At 67.8% G+C, this 18,401-nt stretch carries 15 protein-coding genes; 10 read left to right on the top strand and 5 right to left on the bottom strand.

Annotated features, from left to right (window positions below; translation table 11 throughout):
* Positions 1-4 precede the first annotated feature (4 nt).
* Complete coding sequence (locus ABD115_RS13240) at positions 5-220, top strand: membrane dipeptidase (RefSeq protein ID WP_343962062.1); 216 nt, start codon at positions 5-7, stop codon at positions 218-220.
* 9 nt (positions 221-229) lie between these two features.
* On the opposite strand, the gene ABD115_RS13235 is transcribed toward ABD115_RS13240, so the two are convergent.
* Positions 230-811: a helix-turn-helix domain-containing protein gene (locus ABD115_RS13235; RefSeq protein ID WP_343961627.1), complete on the bottom strand. Its 582-nt coding sequence runs from the start codon at positions 809-811 to the stop codon at positions 230-232.
* Between the two features lie 129 nt (positions 812-940).
* On the opposite strand from ABD115_RS13235, the gene speB reads away from it, so the two are divergent.
* Positions 941-1,888, top strand: a complete 948-nt coding sequence (speB, locus tag ABD115_RS13230; protein WP_343961625.1) for an agmatinase — start codon at positions 941-943, stop codon at positions 1,886-1,888.
* On the opposite strand, the gene ABD115_RS13225 is transcribed toward speB, so the two are convergent.
* Complete coding sequence (locus tag ABD115_RS13225; protein WP_343961623.1) at positions 1,885-3,639, bottom strand: PucR family transcriptional regulator ligand-binding domain-containing protein; 1,755 nt, start codon at positions 3,637-3,639, stop codon at positions 1,885-1,887. The two genes, speB and ABD115_RS13225, sit on opposite strands and share 4 nt — an antisense overlap.
* Positions 3,640-3,804: 165 nt before the next feature.
* On the opposite strand from ABD115_RS13225, the gene ABD115_RS13220 reads away from it, so the two are divergent.
* From ABD115_RS13220 to ABD115_RS13210, 3 genes are all read left to right on the top strand, one after another.
* The gene (locus tag ABD115_RS13220; protein WP_343961621.1) at positions 3,805-5,310 is read left to right on the top strand and encodes a sodium:solute symporter family protein; all 1,506 of its coding nucleotides are present in this window, start codon (positions 3,805-3,807) and stop codon (positions 5,308-5,310) included.
* A gap of 99 nt (positions 5,311-5,409) precedes the next feature.
* Positions 5,410-7,164, top strand: a complete 1,755-nt coding sequence (locus tag ABD115_RS13215; protein WP_343961619.1) for a thiamine pyrophosphate-binding protein — start codon at positions 5,410-5,412, stop codon at positions 7,162-7,164.
* The gene (locus ABD115_RS13210) at positions 7,161-8,159 is read left to right on the top strand and encodes a C-terminal binding protein (RefSeq protein ID WP_343961617.1); all 999 of its coding nucleotides are present in this window, start codon (positions 7,161-7,163) and stop codon (positions 8,157-8,159) included. Before ABD115_RS13215 ends, ABD115_RS13210 begins: the two co-directional genes overlap by 4 nt.
* Positions 8,160-8,342: 183 nt before the next feature.
* On the opposite strand, the gene ABD115_RS13205 is transcribed toward ABD115_RS13210, so the two are convergent.
* Both ABD115_RS13205 and ABD115_RS13200 read right to left on the bottom strand, forming a co-directional pair.
* The gene (locus tag ABD115_RS13205) at positions 8,343-9,788 is read right to left on the bottom strand and encodes a purine-cytosine permease family protein (protein ID WP_343961616.1); all 1,446 of its coding nucleotides are present in this window, start codon (positions 9,786-9,788) and stop codon (positions 8,343-8,345) included.
* A gap of 76 nt (positions 9,789-9,864) precedes the next feature.
* Entirely contained in the window at positions 9,865-10,782 is a 918-nt protein-coding gene (locus ABD115_RS13200; RefSeq protein WP_343961614.1) for a nitrilase-related carbon-nitrogen hydrolase, read from the bottom strand.
* A gap of 206 nt (positions 10,783-10,988) precedes the next feature.
* Between ABD115_RS13200 and ABD115_RS13195 the strand changes: the two genes are divergently transcribed.
* Positions 10,989-11,930 carry an Lrp/AsnC family transcriptional regulator gene (locus ABD115_RS13195; RefSeq protein ID WP_343961612.1) on the top strand — a complete coding sequence of 314 codons (942 nt, stop codon included), beginning with the start codon at positions 10,989-10,991 and terminating at the stop codon, positions 11,928-11,930.
* A 54-nt stretch (positions 11,931-11,984) separates the two neighbouring features.
* On the opposite strand, the gene ABD115_RS13190 is transcribed toward ABD115_RS13195, so the two are convergent.
* Positions 11,985-13,379, bottom strand: a complete 1,395-nt coding sequence (locus tag ABD115_RS13190) for an aminotransferase-like domain-containing protein (RefSeq protein ID WP_343961610.1) — start codon at positions 13,377-13,379, stop codon at positions 11,985-11,987.
* 173 nt (positions 13,380-13,552) lie between these two features.
* Between ABD115_RS13190 and ABD115_RS13185 the strand changes: the two genes are divergently transcribed.
* The 4 genes from ABD115_RS13185 (at position 13,553) to ABD115_RS13170 (ending at position 18,068) form a co-directional block, all read left to right on the top strand.
* A complete protein-coding gene (locus ABD115_RS13185) occupies positions 13,553-14,185 on the top strand; it encodes an AmiS/UreI family transporter (protein ID WP_343961608.1) in 633 nt (210 codons plus the stop codon).
* Positions 14,182-15,663, top strand: a complete 1,482-nt coding sequence (locus ABD115_RS13180; protein WP_343961606.1) for an amidase — start codon at positions 14,182-14,184, stop codon at positions 15,661-15,663. The genes ABD115_RS13185 and ABD115_RS13180 overlap by 4 nt, the downstream gene beginning before the upstream one ends.
* Positions 15,664-15,684: 21 nt before the next feature.
* A complete protein-coding gene (locus tag ABD115_RS13175) occupies positions 15,685-17,247 on the top strand; it encodes a glutamine synthetase family protein (RefSeq protein WP_343961604.1) in 1,563 nt (520 codons plus the stop codon).
* Between the two features lie 65 nt (positions 17,248-17,312).
* Positions 17,313-18,068 carry a type 1 glutamine amidotransferase gene (locus tag ABD115_RS13170; RefSeq protein WP_343961602.1) on the top strand — a complete coding sequence of 252 codons (756 nt, stop codon included), beginning with the start codon at positions 17,313-17,315 and terminating at the stop codon, positions 18,066-18,068.
* Positions 18,069-18,401: the final 333 nt, after the last annotated feature.

Raw genomic sequence — 18,401 nt, 5'->3', positions numbered from 1 at the left:
CGAGATGGCGACCAAGCCGGTCGTCGCGAGCCACGGCGGTATCGAAACCGCGGCCCTCGGCAGCGACTATGACGGCTCGACCGAGGTCGCGTGGGACACGAGCGAGCTCGCGATCATCACCCAGGAGCTTCTGAACCGCGGCTACGACGAGGACGAGATCTACGCGATCATGGGTGGCAATACGATGCGTGTGCTGGCGGAGACGTTGCCGGCAACGTAGCGTTGCGGGCTAGCGCGAGCCGCTCCATGCCGCGGGCACGAGGATCCACACGATCTCGGCGCCGCCGTCGCCCGCGTGCCAGGTGTGTGGCGTGCGCCCGGGGAAGGTCAGGGTGTCGCCCGGGCTGAGCGCAGTGGAGCGATCTGCGAAGCGCACCTCGACCTCGCCCGAGATGACGTGGAGCGACTCGACATCGCAGCTCACGGTGTAGAGCTCATCGCCCCCTGATCCGCCGGGCTCGACGCTCGAGCGAAGCACCTGCACGCGCTCTTCAGCCCGAGGCGTGACGAGCCGTTCGTCGGCTCCGATGCCGCCCATGTTGATCCGCGGAGCGGCATCGAGCGTGACGAGCTGCACGTCTGGCTCCTCGAACAGCGACCCGATCGGCAGCGACAGTGCTTGGCAGAGCTGCACGAGCGTCGGCACGCTCGGCATTGTCTCGTCTCGCTCGATCCGGCTGATGAACCCCTTGGTGAGGTCGGAGGCCGCCGCGAGCTGCTCGAGGGTCAGCCCCTGTGCCTGGCGGGAGCTTCGCAGCTTCGCCCCAATCTGCACCTGGGTTTCGGCCGAGGTGGGGTGGATCGGTCGCACGGCGGGGCCTCTTTCGTCGGGGGTGAGCGGTCGCGTTGACGCTCGTACGGTCTCAGTCTATGCTGGAGGAAAGTTCACTAATAGTATTCAAGAGTTTACTATTAGGCAACATCGAAGGAGAGAGAACCCGTGACCGAACACACTCCACAGGGCCCCGTCGACGCGAGCCTGACCCCGCGTTACGCCGGCATCGCAACGTTCGCGAAGCTGCCCCGCATCGAAGACGTGCCAGCAGCAGACATCGCGGTTGTCGGCGTGCCGTTCGACACGGGCGTGAGCTTCCGCCCCGGCGCCCGCTTCGGCCCGTCGCACGTGCGCGAGGCTTCGCGTCTGCTGCGCCCCTACAACCCCGCGCAAGACGTCTCGCCGTTCTACATCAAGCAGGTCGTCGACGCAGGCGACATCGTCGCGAACCCCTTCAACCTCGACGAGGCCGTCGACCAGGTCGAGGCTGCGGCCACCGAGCTCGGCGAGAAGGTCGACAAGATCGTCACGATCGGCGGCGACCACACGATCGCGCTGCCGCTTCTGCGCGCGATCAACAAGAAGCACGGCCCCGTTGCAGTGCTGCACTTCGACGCGCACCTCGACACCTGGGATACTTACTTCGGCGCCCCCACGACGCACGGCACCCCGTTCCGTCGCGCATCGGAGGAGGGCCTCATCGACATGACCGCCTCGATGCACGGCGGCACCCGTGGGCCCCTCTACGGCAAGCAGGATCTCGAGGACGACGCCATGCTCGGCTTCCAGATCGTCACGAGCGAGTTCATCGAGGAAAACGGCATTCCGGCAGCACTCGAGAAGATCCGCAAGCGCGTCGGCGACAAGCCGCTGTACATCTCGATCGACATCGACGTGCTCGACCCGTCGCACGCCCCCGGCACCGGCACGCCCGAGGCTGGTGGCCTGACGAGCCGCGAGATGCTGCGCCTCATCCGCGGCCTCGCCGACCTCAACATCGTTGGCGCCGACGTCGTCGAGGTCGCCCCGGCTTACGACCACGCGCAGATCACCGCGGTCGCCGCGAGCCACGTCGTGTACGAGCTCGTGAGCGCGATGGCCGCTCGCGACTAGTCTCCGAGCGGTTCTGGCTTCGGGCCCCCGGGAGTGCTCCCGGGGGCCCGAATGCCCGGTGGTAGGCCGGGAATGGGCTCGGCCTCGAGCGCCGTGAGCGCGAGCAATACGCGGGCGCGCTCGAGCGGGTCGTCGAGGTCGCGACCGAGGAGATGCTGGGCTTCGCCGACGAGGCGCCGCACCGTGTTGCGGTGAACGCCGAGCGCGCGCGCGCTGCGATCCCAGGAGCCGTGCTGCCGCAGCCAACACTCGAGGGCTGCGCGTTGCTCGAGCGTGCCGGGGGCGAGGATGGGCGCGAGCCACTGCGCGGCGGCGACCCTCGAGACCGCCGGGTCGGTTGCCGCGCCGAGCGGCCACGGTGCGAGCCCCGGGGGTGCGGTGCCGTCGACGTGGTCGCCGATGTGAAGGGCCGCGCGGGCGAGTTCCTCTGCCTCCTGCATCGCTGTCGGGAGTTCGAGAAAGGGCTGCGGGCGGCTCACCGCGAGAAGCCAGCCAAGCTGGCGAGCGTGCTGAAAATCGCCGGCAGAGGGCGGCGAACCAACGAAGGCGCGCAGCTGCCTGGCTCGGTGCTCCACGAATGGCGTGTGGAGAAGATGACGCAGCCAGTTTGCGTCGGAGGCGACCGTCTCGCCAGCAGGCACGGGGTCACCCGGCGCCGAGAAGTTCGGGTCGCGCATTGCGATGACCGCGTGCGCGGTCTTCCCGCTGCCGCCGAGGGCGTTGCCGATGAGCCTCGCAAACCGCTCCCGCTCCGCGCCGATGATCTGGGAACCGTGACGCTCCATGAGAAGTTGCATGAGCAGCTGGTCGACGGCGAGAGACTGCGCCGCGGGCAGCTGGAGGAGCAGCCCGACGAGGTTCGCTGCGAGTTGCAGCGCGGTGAGGTCGATGCGACTGAGCCTGGGTGTGCGGCCGATGGCGAGAATCGCTCGGCCCTCCAACCCTCGGCTGCGTGCGCCGCGCGGCGTCGCCGCGTGGGCGGCAATCTCGTAGTCGACGCGGCCGGCGCCTGCCGTCTTGCCGCCGGGGAGTGCCGAGAGCGTCGTGAAGACGGTTGGCGCGCCGCCTCGCGCGCCGCGCGGCCGACGTAGCCGTTCGTCGAGCTCGCGAAAGAGGGGGTCGAAGCTCGCGCCGTGCGGCAAGTCGCCGCCGAGGTAGAGCTCATCGCCGATGCGCAGCGCCGCCCAGCTGCCCGGTTCGGTTGCGAGCCGCTCGACGAGTCGTTGGGCCGGGCGGTGCTGTAGCACCGCCTCGGTGAGGTGCCTGGCAAGCGTGTTCATGTGCTCGAGGGCGCGGGTGCGCTCTGTCTCAAGCGCGCGGTTGACGATGCTGGTAACCGCAGCGAAATAGATGGGCGGGGGCAGCACGATGAGCGGAAAATTCTCGGCCTGGCATGCCTGAAGGAGCGTTGCCGGTAGCTGCGCGTGCACGGGTTCGAGGCCGAACAGAATCGCCGATACGCCCGACGCGCGCAGCCGCGAGACATACTCTCTGTCGTGCTCGGCATCGCCGGAGAACGCGAGCCCGGTGACCATGAGCAGATCGCCCGGCAGCATGTACGGGCCGGGGTCTTCCAGCTCAATGACGATCGCTGCCGCGACGGGCGTGCTGCGGATCTGCGCCGCCAAGCGGGGGTCGGCGCTGAGCACCTCGGGGGAGGGGGATGCGAGGGTCGCCTGCAGCGATGGCTCATCGAGGAGCGTCGCCAGAGGCACGGTCGCGCGGTCGAGGTACTGCGGTGTGTGCTGCACGAGACGTCGCCCCTTGGGATGAATTAACCTAAACCAAACTTAATTCAGGATAAAACCTCGTCGTATTTTGTGCGAATCGTGAGTACCGTCCCTAGGAGAAACACGCAGTCGGCGTCGACACCACGGATCGGTGTCGATCCATACCACCGGATCAAGGAGGACACTGTGGTCCTGGACTACATCAGCATCGCCGCGTATCTCGCCGGCATTCTGGGCGTCGGCTACTGGGGCATGAAGCGCTCCAAGTCGAAGAGCGACTACCTTGTCGCGGGCCGCAGGCTCGGCGGCTTCATGTACTCGGGCGCTATGAGTGCGATCGTGCTCGGAGGCGCCTCGACCGTCGGCGGCATCGGCCTCGGTTGGGAGTACGGGCTCTCGGGCGCGTGGCTCGTCACCTGCATCGGCCTCGGCATTCTCGTGCTCAGCGCGTTCCTCGCCAAGCGCATCGTGAAGCTCAAGGTCACCACCGTCACCGAGATGCTCGATCTGCGCTACGGCGGCTCAAACGGGCTCATCTCGGGCATCGTGATGTTCCTCTACACGCTCATGCTCACCGTAACCTCGACGCTCGCGTACGCGACGATCTTCCACGTGCTCTTCGGCATCTCGAACGTGTGGGGCGTCGTCATCGGCGGCACGATTGTTGCGGTGTACTCAATCATGGGCGGCATGTGGTCGATTACCATGACCGACGTCGTGCAGTTCGTGATTAAGACCGTCGGCATGTTCTTCATGCTGCTGCCGATCGCGCTCATGACAGCCTCCGACGAGGCCGGCGGCTGGGCGGGCATTCGCGAGCGCCTCGGCGACTCATTCTTCTCGCCGTGGTCGATCGGTGGAATGACGATCATCACCTACGTCATCGTCTACACCCTGGGCCTGCTCATCGGCCAGGATATCTGGCAGCGCGTTGTTACCGCACGCACCCCGCGGGTCGCTAAGTGGGGCGGGATCGCGTCTGGCGTTTACTGCCTGCTGTACGCGCTCGCCGGTGCGCTCATCGGTATGGCTGCCCGCGTGCTCTTCCCGGAGCTCGCGAACCGCGACGACGCGTTCGGGCTGATGGCGCAGGAAATGCTGCCACCGGGCGTGCGCGGCATCGTGCTGGCGGCGGCGCTCTCGGCGATGATGTCGACCGCGAGCGGCGCGCTCATCGCCTCGGCAACCGTGTTCACGACCGACCTCTTGCCCGTGGTGCGGCGCGTGCTCGGAATGCGCCCGAAGCAGGCAAAGGTCGAAGACGGCCACGTCTCGGGCGACAGCCTCGTGAGCTACCGCGTCACCATCTTCGTGCTCGCGGGCGTCACGATGTTCATCTCGACGCTCGTCTCGGATGTGGTCGCGGCGCTCACGATCGCCTACGACATCTTGGTCGGCGGCCTGCTCGTTGCGATCGTGGGCGGCCTGTTCTGGAAGCGCGGCACCCGCGCAGGCGCCCTCGCGAGCATGCTCGTCGGCACCGTCACCGTCGTTATCTCGATGTTCGTGTGGGGCATCCTCGCGAACGAGCCGATCTACTTCAGCCTGCTCGCGAGCCTCGTCACCTACGTCGTAGTCAGCCTCTGCACGAAGCCCGTCGCGCCGAAGGTGCTCGACGAGTGGACGCACCGCCTCAGCCTCGACGACCGCACGGCCGTCAACGACGTCGTGTACTCAGACGTTGAGCGCTAGGGTTCGATAACACCTCACCGGTCTCGCGGAGGGCACGCCCGCGAGACCGGTTCCCTTCCCCCTGAGTGCCTGCTCATCACAGTTCTTCTGGAGGAATCAATGACCACACAGACACCAGACACCGGCCAGCGCATCGGCGGCGACGTCGTACTCGAGACGCTGCTCGCCCTCGGCGCGCGCGGCGTCGTCGGGCTCCCAGGCCAGCACGCCCTCGGCCTGTTTGACGCGCTGCGCCGCTCCGACCTCGCCTACCTCAGTGCCCGCGTCGAGAACAACGCCGGGTTCATGGCCGACGGTCTTGCGCGCGTGACCGGCGACGTCGCCCCGCTGCTGCTGTCGACCGGCCCCGGCGCGCTCACCTCGCTCGCCGCGCTGCAGGAGGCCGCGGCCTCCTCGATCCCGGTGCTCGCGATCAGCGCGCAGATTCCTGTCGCAGGCCTCGGGGGCGGCCGTCACGGCTACCTGCACGAGCTCCCCGAGCAGTCGGCGTCGTTCCGCGGCGTCGTGAAGCACACGGTGACGGTGCGCACGATGGCGCAGATCCCGACCGCGATGGCCGAGGCCTGGCGCATCGCAGCGGCCGCGCCGAAGGGCCCCGTGCTCGTCGAAGTGCCACAAGACATTCTGCTCGCATCGGCTCACGACGTGCCCGTGCTCACGGGGGCGACGTTCGCGCAGACCCCGGCGCCGCTCGAGCCCATCGCCGAGACCGTCGCGCACGCAGCCGCCGTGCTCGCGGCCGCCGAGCGCCCCGTGATCTTCGCGGGTGGCGGCGTCGTGCGCGCCGAAGCGCAGGCCGAGCTCGCCGCCCTCGCCGAGCGCCTCGACGCCCCCGTTATCACCACGTTCAGCGGCAAGACCGCGCTGCCCTGGGGGCACCCGCTCTCCGCGCAGGGGTGGATCGAGGACATCGCCACGACCGAGTTCCTCGAGCACGCCGACGTGCTCGTCATCGTCGGCAGCGGCGTCGGGGAACTCTCGAGCAACTACCACACGTTCCGCCCGCACGGCCGCGTGATCCAGATCGAGGCCGACCTCGGCAAGCTCGGCTCGAACCACCCCGGCATCGGCATCCACGCCGACGCGAAGCTCGCCCTCGCAGGGCTCGAGGCCGCGGTTGCCGGGGCCGGCCGCGAGTCGACGCCCGAGCGCCGCGACGCCGCGAAGGCGGCGATCGCCGAACTGCTGGGCACCGTGCTCGACAGGGTCGAGGGCCAGGGCCGCGAGGCCGAGCTCGCGCTCGTGCGCGGGCTGCGAGACGCGATCGCAGACGACACGAAGGTGTACTGGGACATGACGATCCTCGCCTACTGGGCGTGGTCGGCGTGGGATGCCCGCGACTCCGAGTTCGCGTCGGCGCAGGGCGCCGGCGGGCTCGGCTACGGCTTCCCAGCGGCGCTCGGCGCCGCGTTTGGGCGGCGGATCCAGGGCGAAACCGCATCCGTTCTCGCTGTCTCCGGCGACGGCGGCGCGCTCTACGGCATCGCCGAGCTCGCGGTAGCGGCCCAGCACGACCTGCCCGTCGTGTGGCTCATTGTCGATGACGGCGGCTACGGAGTGCTGCGCGAGTACATGGAGGGTGCATTCGGTGCGGCCACCGCGACCGAGCTCACCCGCCCGAACTACGTAGCCCTCGCCGAGTCGTTCGGCATTCCCGCCGAACAGACCACGCTCGAAGACGCCCCGGCGGTAGTGGCGCGCGCCCTCGCCGCCGGCGGCCCCCGCGTCGTCGTGCTGCCCGCCGTGCTCGAACTCTTCGCGCCGACGCACCTGGACCGCCTCGCGGGAGCCGATACCGCCGGACCCGATACCGCCGGAGCCGATACCGCCGACACGAACGGAGCAGCAGCATGACCCGGCCACTCGTACTCTTCACCGACGAGACCGACCTCGACCCGGCACCGGGCCGGGCGCTGCTCGAGGCCGCCGGCTGCGACACCGTGCTCGCTGCGCTGCCGTCGCGCGCCGACCTGCCGCGCGAGCTCCCCGAGGGTGCCGAACGGGCCGTCGCGCTCGTCGTTGGCTACGCGCGCATTGATGCGGAGCTGCTCGACCGGCTGCCGAAGGTCGGCTTCATCGCGACGATGAGCGCCGGCTTCGACATGATCGACCGCGCGGCGGCCGAGGCTCGCGGCATCTGGATCGTGAACCTCACCGACGCCGCGACCGAGGAGGTCGCCGCGCACGCGCTCACCCTCATGCTGTCGCTCGAACGCGACCTGCGGGGGAGCCTCGCCGTCACGGCGGGCGGCGGCTGGACCGACGATGTGACCGCCGTGCCGCGCAGGCTCAGCGGCCTCACCCTCGGCCTCTTCGGCTTCGGGCGCATCGCGCAGCGGCTCGCCCAGATCGCAGCGCCGAGCTTCGCGCGCGTCATCGCGCACGACCCGTTCGTCACCGCGCCCGTGCACGGCGTCGAGCTCGTCGACCGCGACACCCTCATCGCTCAGTCAGACGTGCTCTCGCTGCACCTACCGCTCACCGCAGACACCCACGGCGCGATCGACGGCAACGCGTTCGCCGCAATGCGGCCCGGGTCGAGTCTCGTGAACGTCTCGCGCGGCGAGCTCGTCGACCCCGAGGCGCTGGCCGCCGCGCTCGACTCCGGCACGCTGCGCGGCGCCGCCGTCGACGTGCTGCACGGCGAGCCGCCCGCGGCAGACCACCCGCTGCGAAACGACCCGCGCGTGCTCGTCACCCCGCACGTCGCGTTCCTGTCTGACGGCTCGCTCGAGCACTACACGCTCGACCCCGCGCGAAACGTGCTGGCCTGGTTGCGTCGCGGATCCGCACCCCGCGCAGCAGTGACGGGCCGCGACACGGCCCCGCTGCTCCCGACCGCGGGCTAGCCCCAGCTTCCCCGCCCCGCCCGGGCCACCCCTGGGCCCCCGACCCGGGCTCAATATGGCAGTTGTTGTCGCCAACCATCTCCGATGGCGACAACAACTGCCATATTCATTTCCGCGACAGACGCGAGAGGGGCGCGCACTGATGACAGTGCGCGCCCCTCTCGGCAGATCATTCGCCCGAACCTAGCGGCGCCAGGCGCCGAAGACCTCCTCGCTTCGCGCGATCGCCCGCTCCTCTGCAGCGGTATCCCGGCCGCGCGAGAACAGGTAGTACGAGACACCCGAGACGATCAACCCGACCGCGAACGCGAAGTCGGCGCCGTCGAGCAGCTTGGCGACCGGCCCGGTGAAGAACGACAGCGAGAAGAACGGGATCATCGCCGCGAACCCGAGCGCGTAGGCCGCGAGTCCCCGCCAGGCCCACTTGCCGTAGACACTGCCGCGCGGGTTCGCGATGTCGGTGAGCGCGTAGCGGCCCTTTCGCACGAGGTAGAAGTCAACGAGGTTAACCGCCGACCACGGAACGAGGAAGTAGAGCATGAGCCCCACGAAGCTGTTGAAGCTGTCGACGTAGTTCTCGGGGATCGCGAGCGCGATAACGAGCGTGATGATGCCGACGATGGTGAGTGCGATAACGCGCATCTTCACCGTGGGCTTCACGGGAGTGAAGCCATCGATGGCGCTCGCGCCCGTGAGCATTGCGCCGTAGGCATTCACGCCCATGATCGAGACGAGGGCGAGCACAGAGACGAGCACGGCGACCGTGCCGAAACCGGGGAAGATCATGTCGCCGACGTCGCGCAGGGTGCCGATGGGGTCTGCCCCCGGAATGAAGCTCGCGAGCACGGCGCCGAGCGACATTAGCCAGATCGCCGAGAGGCCGGCTCCCGCGTAGACCGATGAGATGAGCTTCGGCGCCGAGGAATTCACCGGCAGGTAGCGCGTGTAATCGGACACGTAGACCGAGTAGCTGATGTTGTAGCCTGCCGAGAGCGAAAACTGAATGAGGAATGCGGAGGTGCTCCAGCCCGCGGTGGCGACGGCGGCGGCCGGGTCGATGGGGGCCTGCGAGAAGTGCACGATCGCGAAGACGGTGATGATCGCGAACACGGCGACGAGCGCGTAGGTGAGCCAGCGCTGAATGAAGTGCAGCAGGTCGTGGCCGACGACGGCGATCACGATCGACACGGCGATGATAATCGGGTACCAGAACCAGGTCGCCTCGGAGTAGACCCCGATGCCCTGGGTGACGAGAATCGTGTCGAATACCAGGAACCCGATGTAGACGAAGACCGTCGCGATGAACGGCACCACGGCGCCGCGACTGCCGAACTGCGCGCGCGACTGGATCATCTGGGCGAGCCCCATCGTGGGGCCCTGGTTCGCGTGGAACGCCATGAAGAAGGTGCCGAAGCCTGCGCCGAGCACGACGGCGAGCACCGTCCACCAGACGCTCAGCCCGAGGCTCGGCCCGGTGAATCCGACGACCATCGTGGTGAGCACGAAGTTCCCGGTGAACCAGAAGGGCCCCTGGTGCCACACCTTGCCGTGGCGCTCGGCGAGCGGCACGACATCGATCGAGCGAGTCTCGATCACGCCGGTGCGCGGCGTCGAAGTGTCTGAAGACATCATTATCCTTACTGCTGTTGCCCGCGAACGCTGCGGGCAGGTCGTGCTCTCGGGCGGCTTAGCGCCGAGAGATGGGTTAGCTTGAGTAGTGCTCGTAGAGGTCGGTGCGCCGGTCGGCCATCACATCGCTGTATTCCGCGATCCGCTTGACGCGGCTGGCGGCAAGGTCGATCTCGGCGAGGAGCGTGACGGGCGCGTCGGCGCGGTCTGAGCCGGTTGGTTCTGCACTCTCGGCTTCGCCGGTTGGGTGCGGATCCGCGGCTGTGCCACCACCGGGTCGCACCGTGTCTGCGGCCTGATCGGTGAGGGCCAGGGGCCACCCGTCGGCGTCGACCATCACGGAGGCTGCCGACCACTCGAGGCCGCGCTCGCGCCCCGAGCGGTCGCAGGCGGCGATCGCGACGCGGTTCATCGAGGCCTCGGCCTGCACGCGAACAACCTCGCCCGGTCGCTCGCCCGTGGGCCGCGGCACGCTGGGCCAGTTCACTGGAGCGCAGATGAGCTCGGCGCCCCCGAGGGCCGCGATGCGCACCCACTCGGGGAACTCGAGGTCGTAGCAAATCATCACGCCGATGCGGCCAACCGGGGTGTCGACGACCGGTGGGAGGTCTGACCCTGGGGTGAAAACGAGCCGCTCGCGATCCCACAGGTGCGCCTTGCGATAGATCACCGGTTCGGCGCCGGGCATCACGAGCGCGGCGCTGTTGAAGGGCGCGCCGGCCGGGTTGGTCTCGGCGAAGCCAGCGACGATCACGATGCCGTGCTCGACGGCAGCGGCTCGCCACGCGCTTACGGCGAACCCGTCAGCGGGCTCGCTCGCAGCGGCGGCCTCAGCGGAATCGGCAAAGACGTATCCCGAACTCGCGAGCTCGGGGAGCACAACAACATCGGCGCCCATCGAAGCGGCAGCCGCGATGAGTTCGAGGGAGCGTCGCACGTTGTCGCGAACGGCTCCAATGACCGGGCTGAACTGGCTGCATGCCACCAACGCCATGACGAGATCCTTCCCTGGAGGCCCGCACACGCGGGCAGGTATGAAGCCTACGTCGACCGCGGAGCATTCGCGAGCGAATCAGCGGTCATTATCGCTGCATTCTGATGAATTGTTCACAACTGTGGATACTATTGTGAATAACCTCGTGGATAACGCGGGCAATTATGATTATTTGTCTACCGGCAAGAATCGAGTTTGGAGACCCGATGGCTGTCGAAGCCTCGCAGGCAGTGCGCCGTGCCGTGCTGCGCGCGCTTGAGGAAGACGGCCGGGCGAGCTACTCGCAGATCGCCGCAGATCTTGGCCTCACCCGCAGGCTCGTGACCCACATCGTGCAGCAGGCCGTGGCCAACAACGAGGTGCGCCTCACGGTCTCGATCAGCCCTGACCTGCTCGGCCTCGAACGGTTCGCCTACCTCCAGGTGGCAGTCGAGGGCGCGGTCGACCCGGTGCGCCGCGCCCTCGTCGCGCTCCCGGAGTCGACGTTCGTCGCCGACGTCGCCGGGGTCTTTCCCATCGATGTTGAGGTGCGCGTCGGCGCCGACCCGCACCTGAGCCGGGTGCTCGGCGAGATCCACGAGATTCCCGGGGTGCGGAGCGTGCGCACCCACCTCTACGAGAGCATCGAGGTCAATCGCTACTCGCCGCTGCGCACGGGGCACACCGATTTCGAAGTTGACGAGGCCGATCGCGCGATCATCGCCAAGCTGCAGCGCGATGGCCGGGCGAGCTACCGAGAGCTCGGCGAGGCCTCGGGGCTCTCTGCTGGCGGCGCGCGGTTGCGCTTCGAACGGCTCCGGCGCGCCCGCGCGGTGAAGGTTGTCGCAATGCCGGTGCGCGACCATCAGCGCGAGACGCCCTCGATCGGCATGGGCATTCGCACCCGCGCCGGCGACGATCACACGCTGCGCCTGCTCACCGAGCTCGAGCCCGAATTCGTCGCACGCACGATCGGCAGCTTCAACTTCGTTGCGACGTTTTCGCGCGAATCGGCAGCGGAGCTCATTGCAGTTACCGACCGTTTGCGCGCGGAGCCGAGCATCACCGCGGTCGAGAGCTGGGCCAACCTGCGCGTGCTGAAGGAGCAATACGGTGAGGGTGACATGGTGTCGGTGCGCGGGGCAGCCGCGGGCACAGGGGCAGCGTAGCTCGGAGAAGCGCTCGCGCCCCGGCAGACGAAGAGTGTGCCTGCCCCCGCTCAGTTACCGGCGCGCCGCCCAGGCCGTGGCCAGCCGGCTTAACCCCTCACGCAGCTCGCCGGGAGGCTGCACGAACCCGACCCTGATGTGATCGCGATGGGTGTCGTTGTTCGTGAACGTCTCCCCGCTCGCGATCGCGACGCCGTGCGCGAGGGCGTCGGCCGCGAGCCGCGAACCGTCGCTGCCCGGTGGCAACTGCACCCAGAGCGAGCGGCCGCCAGCGGGTGTAAACCAGCGCCAGTTTGGCATTCGGTCGGCGATGAACGCGGTCGCTGTCGTGAGCCCGCGACGGGAATCACGCCGCCGCTTCTCGGCGGTTGCAACGGAGCCGCGGAGCAGCTCGAGAGCGACGAGCTGCGACAGCACGGGGGTGCCAAGGTCGTAGGCGCTCTTCATGCGAGCGAGATCGCGGGCGAGGTGTTTCGGTGCGCGGATCCACCCCACGCGCAGCCCGTCCCACAGCGACTTGCTTGTGCTCCCAATCGTGATGATCTGACGCTCGTCAAGGAACGCGGCGAGCGGCGCACCGGGCGGCCCGTCGAGGAGCTCATCGGCGAGCGTGTCGTCGTCGATGACCATGCCTCCGGTGCGGTGCAGGAGCGACGCGAGCAACTCCTTGTCGTGCTCGGGCATCGCGTGGCCGGTGACGGTGTGGCAAGCGGTCATCGCGTACAGCAGCGGGCTGTCTTCGGCCGCGAGCACAGCGTGGGCTTGCCTGATGTGCTCCTCGTCGAACAGCGCCGGCACGCTGAGTACGCGCGAGCTGCGCATGCGTGCGAGGTCGAGAAAACCCAGGTAGGTGGGTGCTTCGACGACGAACGATGAAACGCTCGGCCGCACGACCTTGGTGCTCATGGCGAGCGCCTGCTGGGCGCCAGCGGTGATGAGTATTTGACCGGGGTCGGTGTCGAGACCGCGCCCGGTGTACCAGTCGGCGACCCATTGGCGAAGCTCGGGGTCGCCCTCGATGTGCTGGGTGGCGAAGCGCGCTCGCGCGAACACCTCGGCCACAACGGAGTGGATCGCCGCGGGGAGCTCGAGCGGGATCGGTGGCGTGCTGATCGAGAGATTGATCAGGCCGCGTGCGCGCGGCGGCACGACCTCGATTGGCCCGGTCATGAGATCGGCCATGCGCGGAGCGTCGGATTCGTCGCGGCGGGTGACGTAGCTGCCGCTGCCCACGCGGCGCTCGAGCGAGCCGAGAGCCTCGAGCGCGGCGTAGGCCCGCACGACGGTGGTGCGCGAGACCCCAACCTCGCGGGCGAGCTCGCGCTCGGCCGGCAGCCGTTCGCCGGGCCGCAGCCGGCCGTTCTGCACAAGCTCGTGCACTGTCGTTGTGAGTATCTTGTAGCGCTCGCCGTCGCCGGCAAGTCGCTCCTGCAGCTCTGCAATCAGCACCGGCAACTCCAATCATCAGTGATCCATTGCACGGAATTGGCATCTTGATAGAAAAGTCCGTTGTGAGAACCATAGGTCCAACAGCTTCTTCCGGCTAGTGGGTGGAGGTTCCAAAGGCGGAACACCTCGTACTCACCGGGCCAACCACCCAACACCCGTACCCAAAGGACCTCATGACAAGTCTCGCTCTCTTCTTCGTCGGCTCGGTGCTGCTCGCAAACGGCCTCGGCCTGCTCGGCCGCCTCAGCGCGAAAGACACCGCCCCCATCAACCTGTTCATCGGGCTGACGCTCGTCGCAACCGTTGCCGTGGGGGCGCTCCCCATCGCTGGCAGCTCCGAGCCCGAGCTCTCGGCGGTGCTCGGCGTCACCGGCTTTCTGCTCTTCGCCTTCACGTACCTCTACGTCGCCGTGAACACCTTCAAAGATCTGCCGGGCAGCGGCCTCGGCTGGTACTGCGGCTGGGCCGTGCTCGTGTCGCTGTTTCTGTCTTGGGTAAACTTTGACCGATTTGGCGACCCAAAATTTGGCACAATCTGGCTCTCCTGGGCAGTGCTGTTCTTCGCATTCTTCCTCGTGCTTGCGCTCGGCCAAGATCGCCTGGCGAAGCCAACTGGCTGGCTCGCGGTGATGCAGGCGTTCACCACCACGACGATTCCGGGAGCACTGCAGCTCACGGGCCGCTGGGGCGACACCCCGACGGCGCTCGTCGTCGGCGCGCAGGTTGCGGTTGTCGTCGTCTTCGTGGTGCTCGCGCTCGCCGCAACCAGCCGGCGCGCTCGCCGAGGTGGGGGAGTGCGAGCATGAGCGCCCGGCTTGCTGGGGTGGCTGCACTGCCTGCACTGCCCACTGCGGCGCTCCCAGATGCTTCGCAGCCGCTCGCTCTCGCCTCGGTAGCGGAGCTGCGGGCGGGGTTTCTCGCCCGCGAATTTACCCCGAGCGAGGTGCTCGCCGCGGTACTCGACCGCGCGACGCGATTCGCCGCGCTCACACCATTCATCACGATTGACGAACAGGGCGCGACCGACGCGGCCAGGCGCGCGGATGCCATCTACGCGGCCGACCCTGACGCGGCCGTGCGAGACCCGCTGCTCGGTGTTCCGATCACGGTGAAGGATCTCATCTGGACGCGCGACCTGCGCACCACGCGGGGGTCGCTCGTCACTGAGAATTTTGTGCCGGATCGCGACGCGCCTGCGGTATCGAGGCTCCGCGCGGCCGGCGCCGTGATCGTTGGGAAGACAAACACGAGCGAGGGCGGTTGGAAAGGCGACGCTGGCAACCGCCTCGTCGGCCCCAGCGCGAACCCGTGGAACCCGAGCTACACGGCTGGCGGTTCGAGCGGCGGGGCCGGCGTGGCTGCCGCGCTTGGGCTCGGCGCGATCGCCGTTGGAACGGATGGTGGCGGGAGCGTGCGGATCCCCGCCTCTTTCTGTGGCGTGGTCGGGTTCAAACCCTCGTTCGGGGCGATTCCGTACGTGCCGGCCTGCCCGGAGGGCCTGTCGCACATCGGCCCCCTCACCCGCACCGTTGCCGACGCGGCGATCGCCGTCGAAATCATGTCTGGCTACGACCCGGCCGACTCGATGAGCACCCCCGGCCAGGGCTTCACCGACACGAGCGCGCACTCCTCGCCGCGCCTGCGAGTGCGCGTCGCATCGTCGCTCGGCTTTGCCCGAGCCGGGGCGGCACAGACCGCCGCCACTCACCGCACCGCCGAAATGCTCGCCGAGCGCGGCCATGAGGTTGTGCACTCAGACCTCGACCTCCCGGATCTCGCGACAACCATGATGACGCTGTGGGCGGGGCACGAGGCGCCGTCGTACGGCGACGACCTCGCCTCGGTGGCTGAGTTGCTTGACCCGGGGCTGCTCGCGCTCATCGAGTACGGCAGAACGCTCACCGCTCGCCAGCTCGCCCAAGCGCACAGCGACCGCGCCGCGATTCGCGCGCAGCTGCATGCGGCGCTCGACGGGTTCGATGTGCTCCTCACACCCACGATGCCCGAACCGGCGTTTGCGCTCGGCAACGATGCCCCGCCGAGCGCCTCGCGCGTACCGATTACCGGTCTCGACTGGACGCCGTTCACCTACCTGCTGAACCTCACCGGTTGGCCAGCGATCTCGCTCCCGGCCGGTGTCTCAGAGGCTGGCTTGCCGCTCGGGGTGCAGCTCGTTGGTCGACTGTACGACGATGCGCGCGTGCTCTCACTCGCGCGCGACATCGAGGCGGCCAGCGACTGGCGCTCAGCCTACCCACATCTCAATCCCACAATTCATCCGTAGTACTCAAAGGAGAGCATGCACATGAATACCACCGCAACACCGACGGCCGCCCCGGCTGCGACAACCCGATCCACCCTCGACGAGCTCGCAACCGGTCGCGTCGGCTTCGTCGCAGACCGCGGGCTCTGGACCAAGGAGCAATACCGAAAGGCCGAGGGGATCTACGAGACGATCGACAGGCTCGGCCTCGAGGTTATTCGGGTCGTCTACGTCGACCCGCACGGGCTGACGCGCAGCAAATCGCTCACACCGTCGGCGTTCAAAGCGGCGATGCGCAACGGTATCGACACGAGCCCCGGAGGTGTGATCTTCGATACCGGCCTCGAACTCGTGTTCAACCCGTTCGAGTCGGGCGGCGGGCTCGGCAACGAAGAGATGACCGGCGCCGCCGACTTTCTGCTCGTGCCAGACCCTGACACGTTTCAGGTGCTGCCGTGGGTCGAATCAACCGGGTGGATTCTCGCCGATGAGTACCTGAAAAACGGCGACCCGCTGCCCTACTCGGCCCGCCTGCTGCTCAAGCGCGAGCTCGCGAAGCTTGCGGAGCGCGGCATGGAAATGATCATCGGGCTCGAGGTCGAGTGGTACCTCACGAAGCTCGTCGACGACCGCTACGAGGCAGAGAACATTGGCGGGTTTGGGCAGCCTGGCGGGCCGCCTGTGGTCGCGCCGCTGAACATCGGCTACCAGTTCATGAGCGAGAACCTGTGCGACGAGGCCGAGGAGCACATTCGCGACCTGCGCCGCGCGCTCATCCAGTTCGGCATGCCGCTGCGCACCACGGAGCACGAGTCTGGGCCGGGGCAGATGGAGTTCACCTTCGCGCCGCTCGACGCGCTGCAGGCGGCAGACGCGATGGTGCTGTTCCGCGTGGCGGCGAAACAGATCAGCGCGCGCCAGGGCCTCCACGCGTCGTTCATGTGCGCGCCGAAACTGCAGGGATTTGACGCGAACGGGTGGCACCTGCACCAGTCGATCTTCGACACCGCGAGCGCGACGAACGCATTCGCTACGAGCGACGAATCACAGATTCTTTCACCGCTGGCGACGCACTACGCCGGTGGTCTGCTCGCCCACTCGCCCGCGACGACGATCTTTGCTGCCCCCACCGTGAACGGGTACAAGCGGCTGAGCGCGCGATTCTCGCTCTCGCCCGATCGTGCAACGTGGTCGGCCGATAACCGCGGCACCTACCTGCGGGTGCTTGCCGAGGCGAACGACCCGGCTTCGCACTTCGAGAACCGCATCGGCGAACCAGCGGCGAACCCCTACCTGTACATCGCGTCGCAGCTGGTAGCCGGCATGCACGGAGTTGATGAGCAGCTCGACCCCGGCCCGATGACGGTGAACCCGCACGACACGAGCCTGCCGAGTTTGCCGTGCAGCCTCGCCGAGGCGGCAGACGAGCTCGACCGCAGCGCGCTGTTTCGCGAGGTGTTCGGCAACGAATTTGTCGACTACTATCTGCGGCTCAAGCGCAACGAGTGGCGCCGCTACACCGAATCGCTCGCCGCGGTCGGAGAGAGCGACGACCAAGACGAGATCAGCGACTGGGAGCACCGCGAGTACTTCCGCATGTACTAACGAGCCGGCAGCGAGCCTGCCGGGCGCTTCGCCGACCCGACCACGAAAGAACGAGGACACAGATGATGAACAACCAGACCGAACAGGGCGAGCCGCGCGGCGACGATGCCGTGCTCGTGCTGCAGCACTTCCGCAGCGAGCCGCCGGCCGTGTACGAGGAGATACTGCTCGACCGCGGCTATCGGATCCACCGTGTCGAACTCGACGAGGGCGAGCAACTGCCCGACCACCACGATTTTGCCGCGATCGTGGTGATGGGCGGGCCGATGGGGGCGCTCGACGATGCGGATCACCCGTGGCTCGCCGCGGAGCGAAGCTATATCGCCACCGCGGTGGCCGCCGGAATTCCGTACTGGGGAGTGTGCCTCGGCGCGCAACTGCTCGCCGCGGCGCTCGGCTCGCGGGTGTACACGGGTCGCACCCCCGAGGTTGGCACCTATGGTGTCGAGGTCACCGCGGAGGCGGCGGCGGATCCCGTATTCGCGGGCCTACCCGAGCGCTTCACGGTGTTCCAGTGGCACAGCGACACGTTTGACCTGCCCGCGGGGGCCAGGCGGCTGGTGCGATCTGAGTTGTACGAGAACCAGGTGTTCGCGGTGGGCTCGGCATACGCCGTGCAGTTTCACGTGGAGGTGGGCAGAGAGCTCGCCGCGGAGTGGGCGTCGCTGCCCTCGTATCAGCGCGCCCTCGAGTCGCTCTACGGAGAGGGTGCGACAGCGCGGGTGATGGAGCGACTGACGGAGACCGTTGAGGGGAACCGGAGAATTGCGACTGAGATCTTTTCCGCTTGGATGGAGAAGTTCGTTGAACAAGGCGCCTAGCGAACAACGGAGCTGACTGAGTGCCCCGCCCGTGTGGGACACGCCCGGTGGGCGGGGTACTTCGTTGCCAGCATTGGGGTCGGCTTCTTGTGGGTCGCACGGATTTGTGTGTCTGCCCGATTCCGCGTAATGTTTTCATCTGTTGGCCGGCGCGGTAAAGCGCAGGCGGCGAGAATCTCTCACACAACACCCCCACTTGAACCGCAGTTTGGTTTGTAAAGCGGGTAGGGAAAATGGGATTCATCTTCACCCCAGCGGTGTGTAGCTCTTCGGGGCTGGACTGGTCTGGTTCGGGTGGTGGCAGGAATGCTGCGGGCCTGGAGTTGCGCGTGA

Origin of the sequence: Leucobacter albus (assembly GCF_039528015.1) — a bacterium.
Lineage (GTDB): Bacteria > Actinomycetota > Actinomycetes > Actinomycetales > Microbacteriaceae > Leucobacter > Leucobacter albus.
The sequence above is the reverse complement of the archived record's forward strand: the minus strand, read 5'-3'. Positions and strand labels throughout refer to the sequence as shown.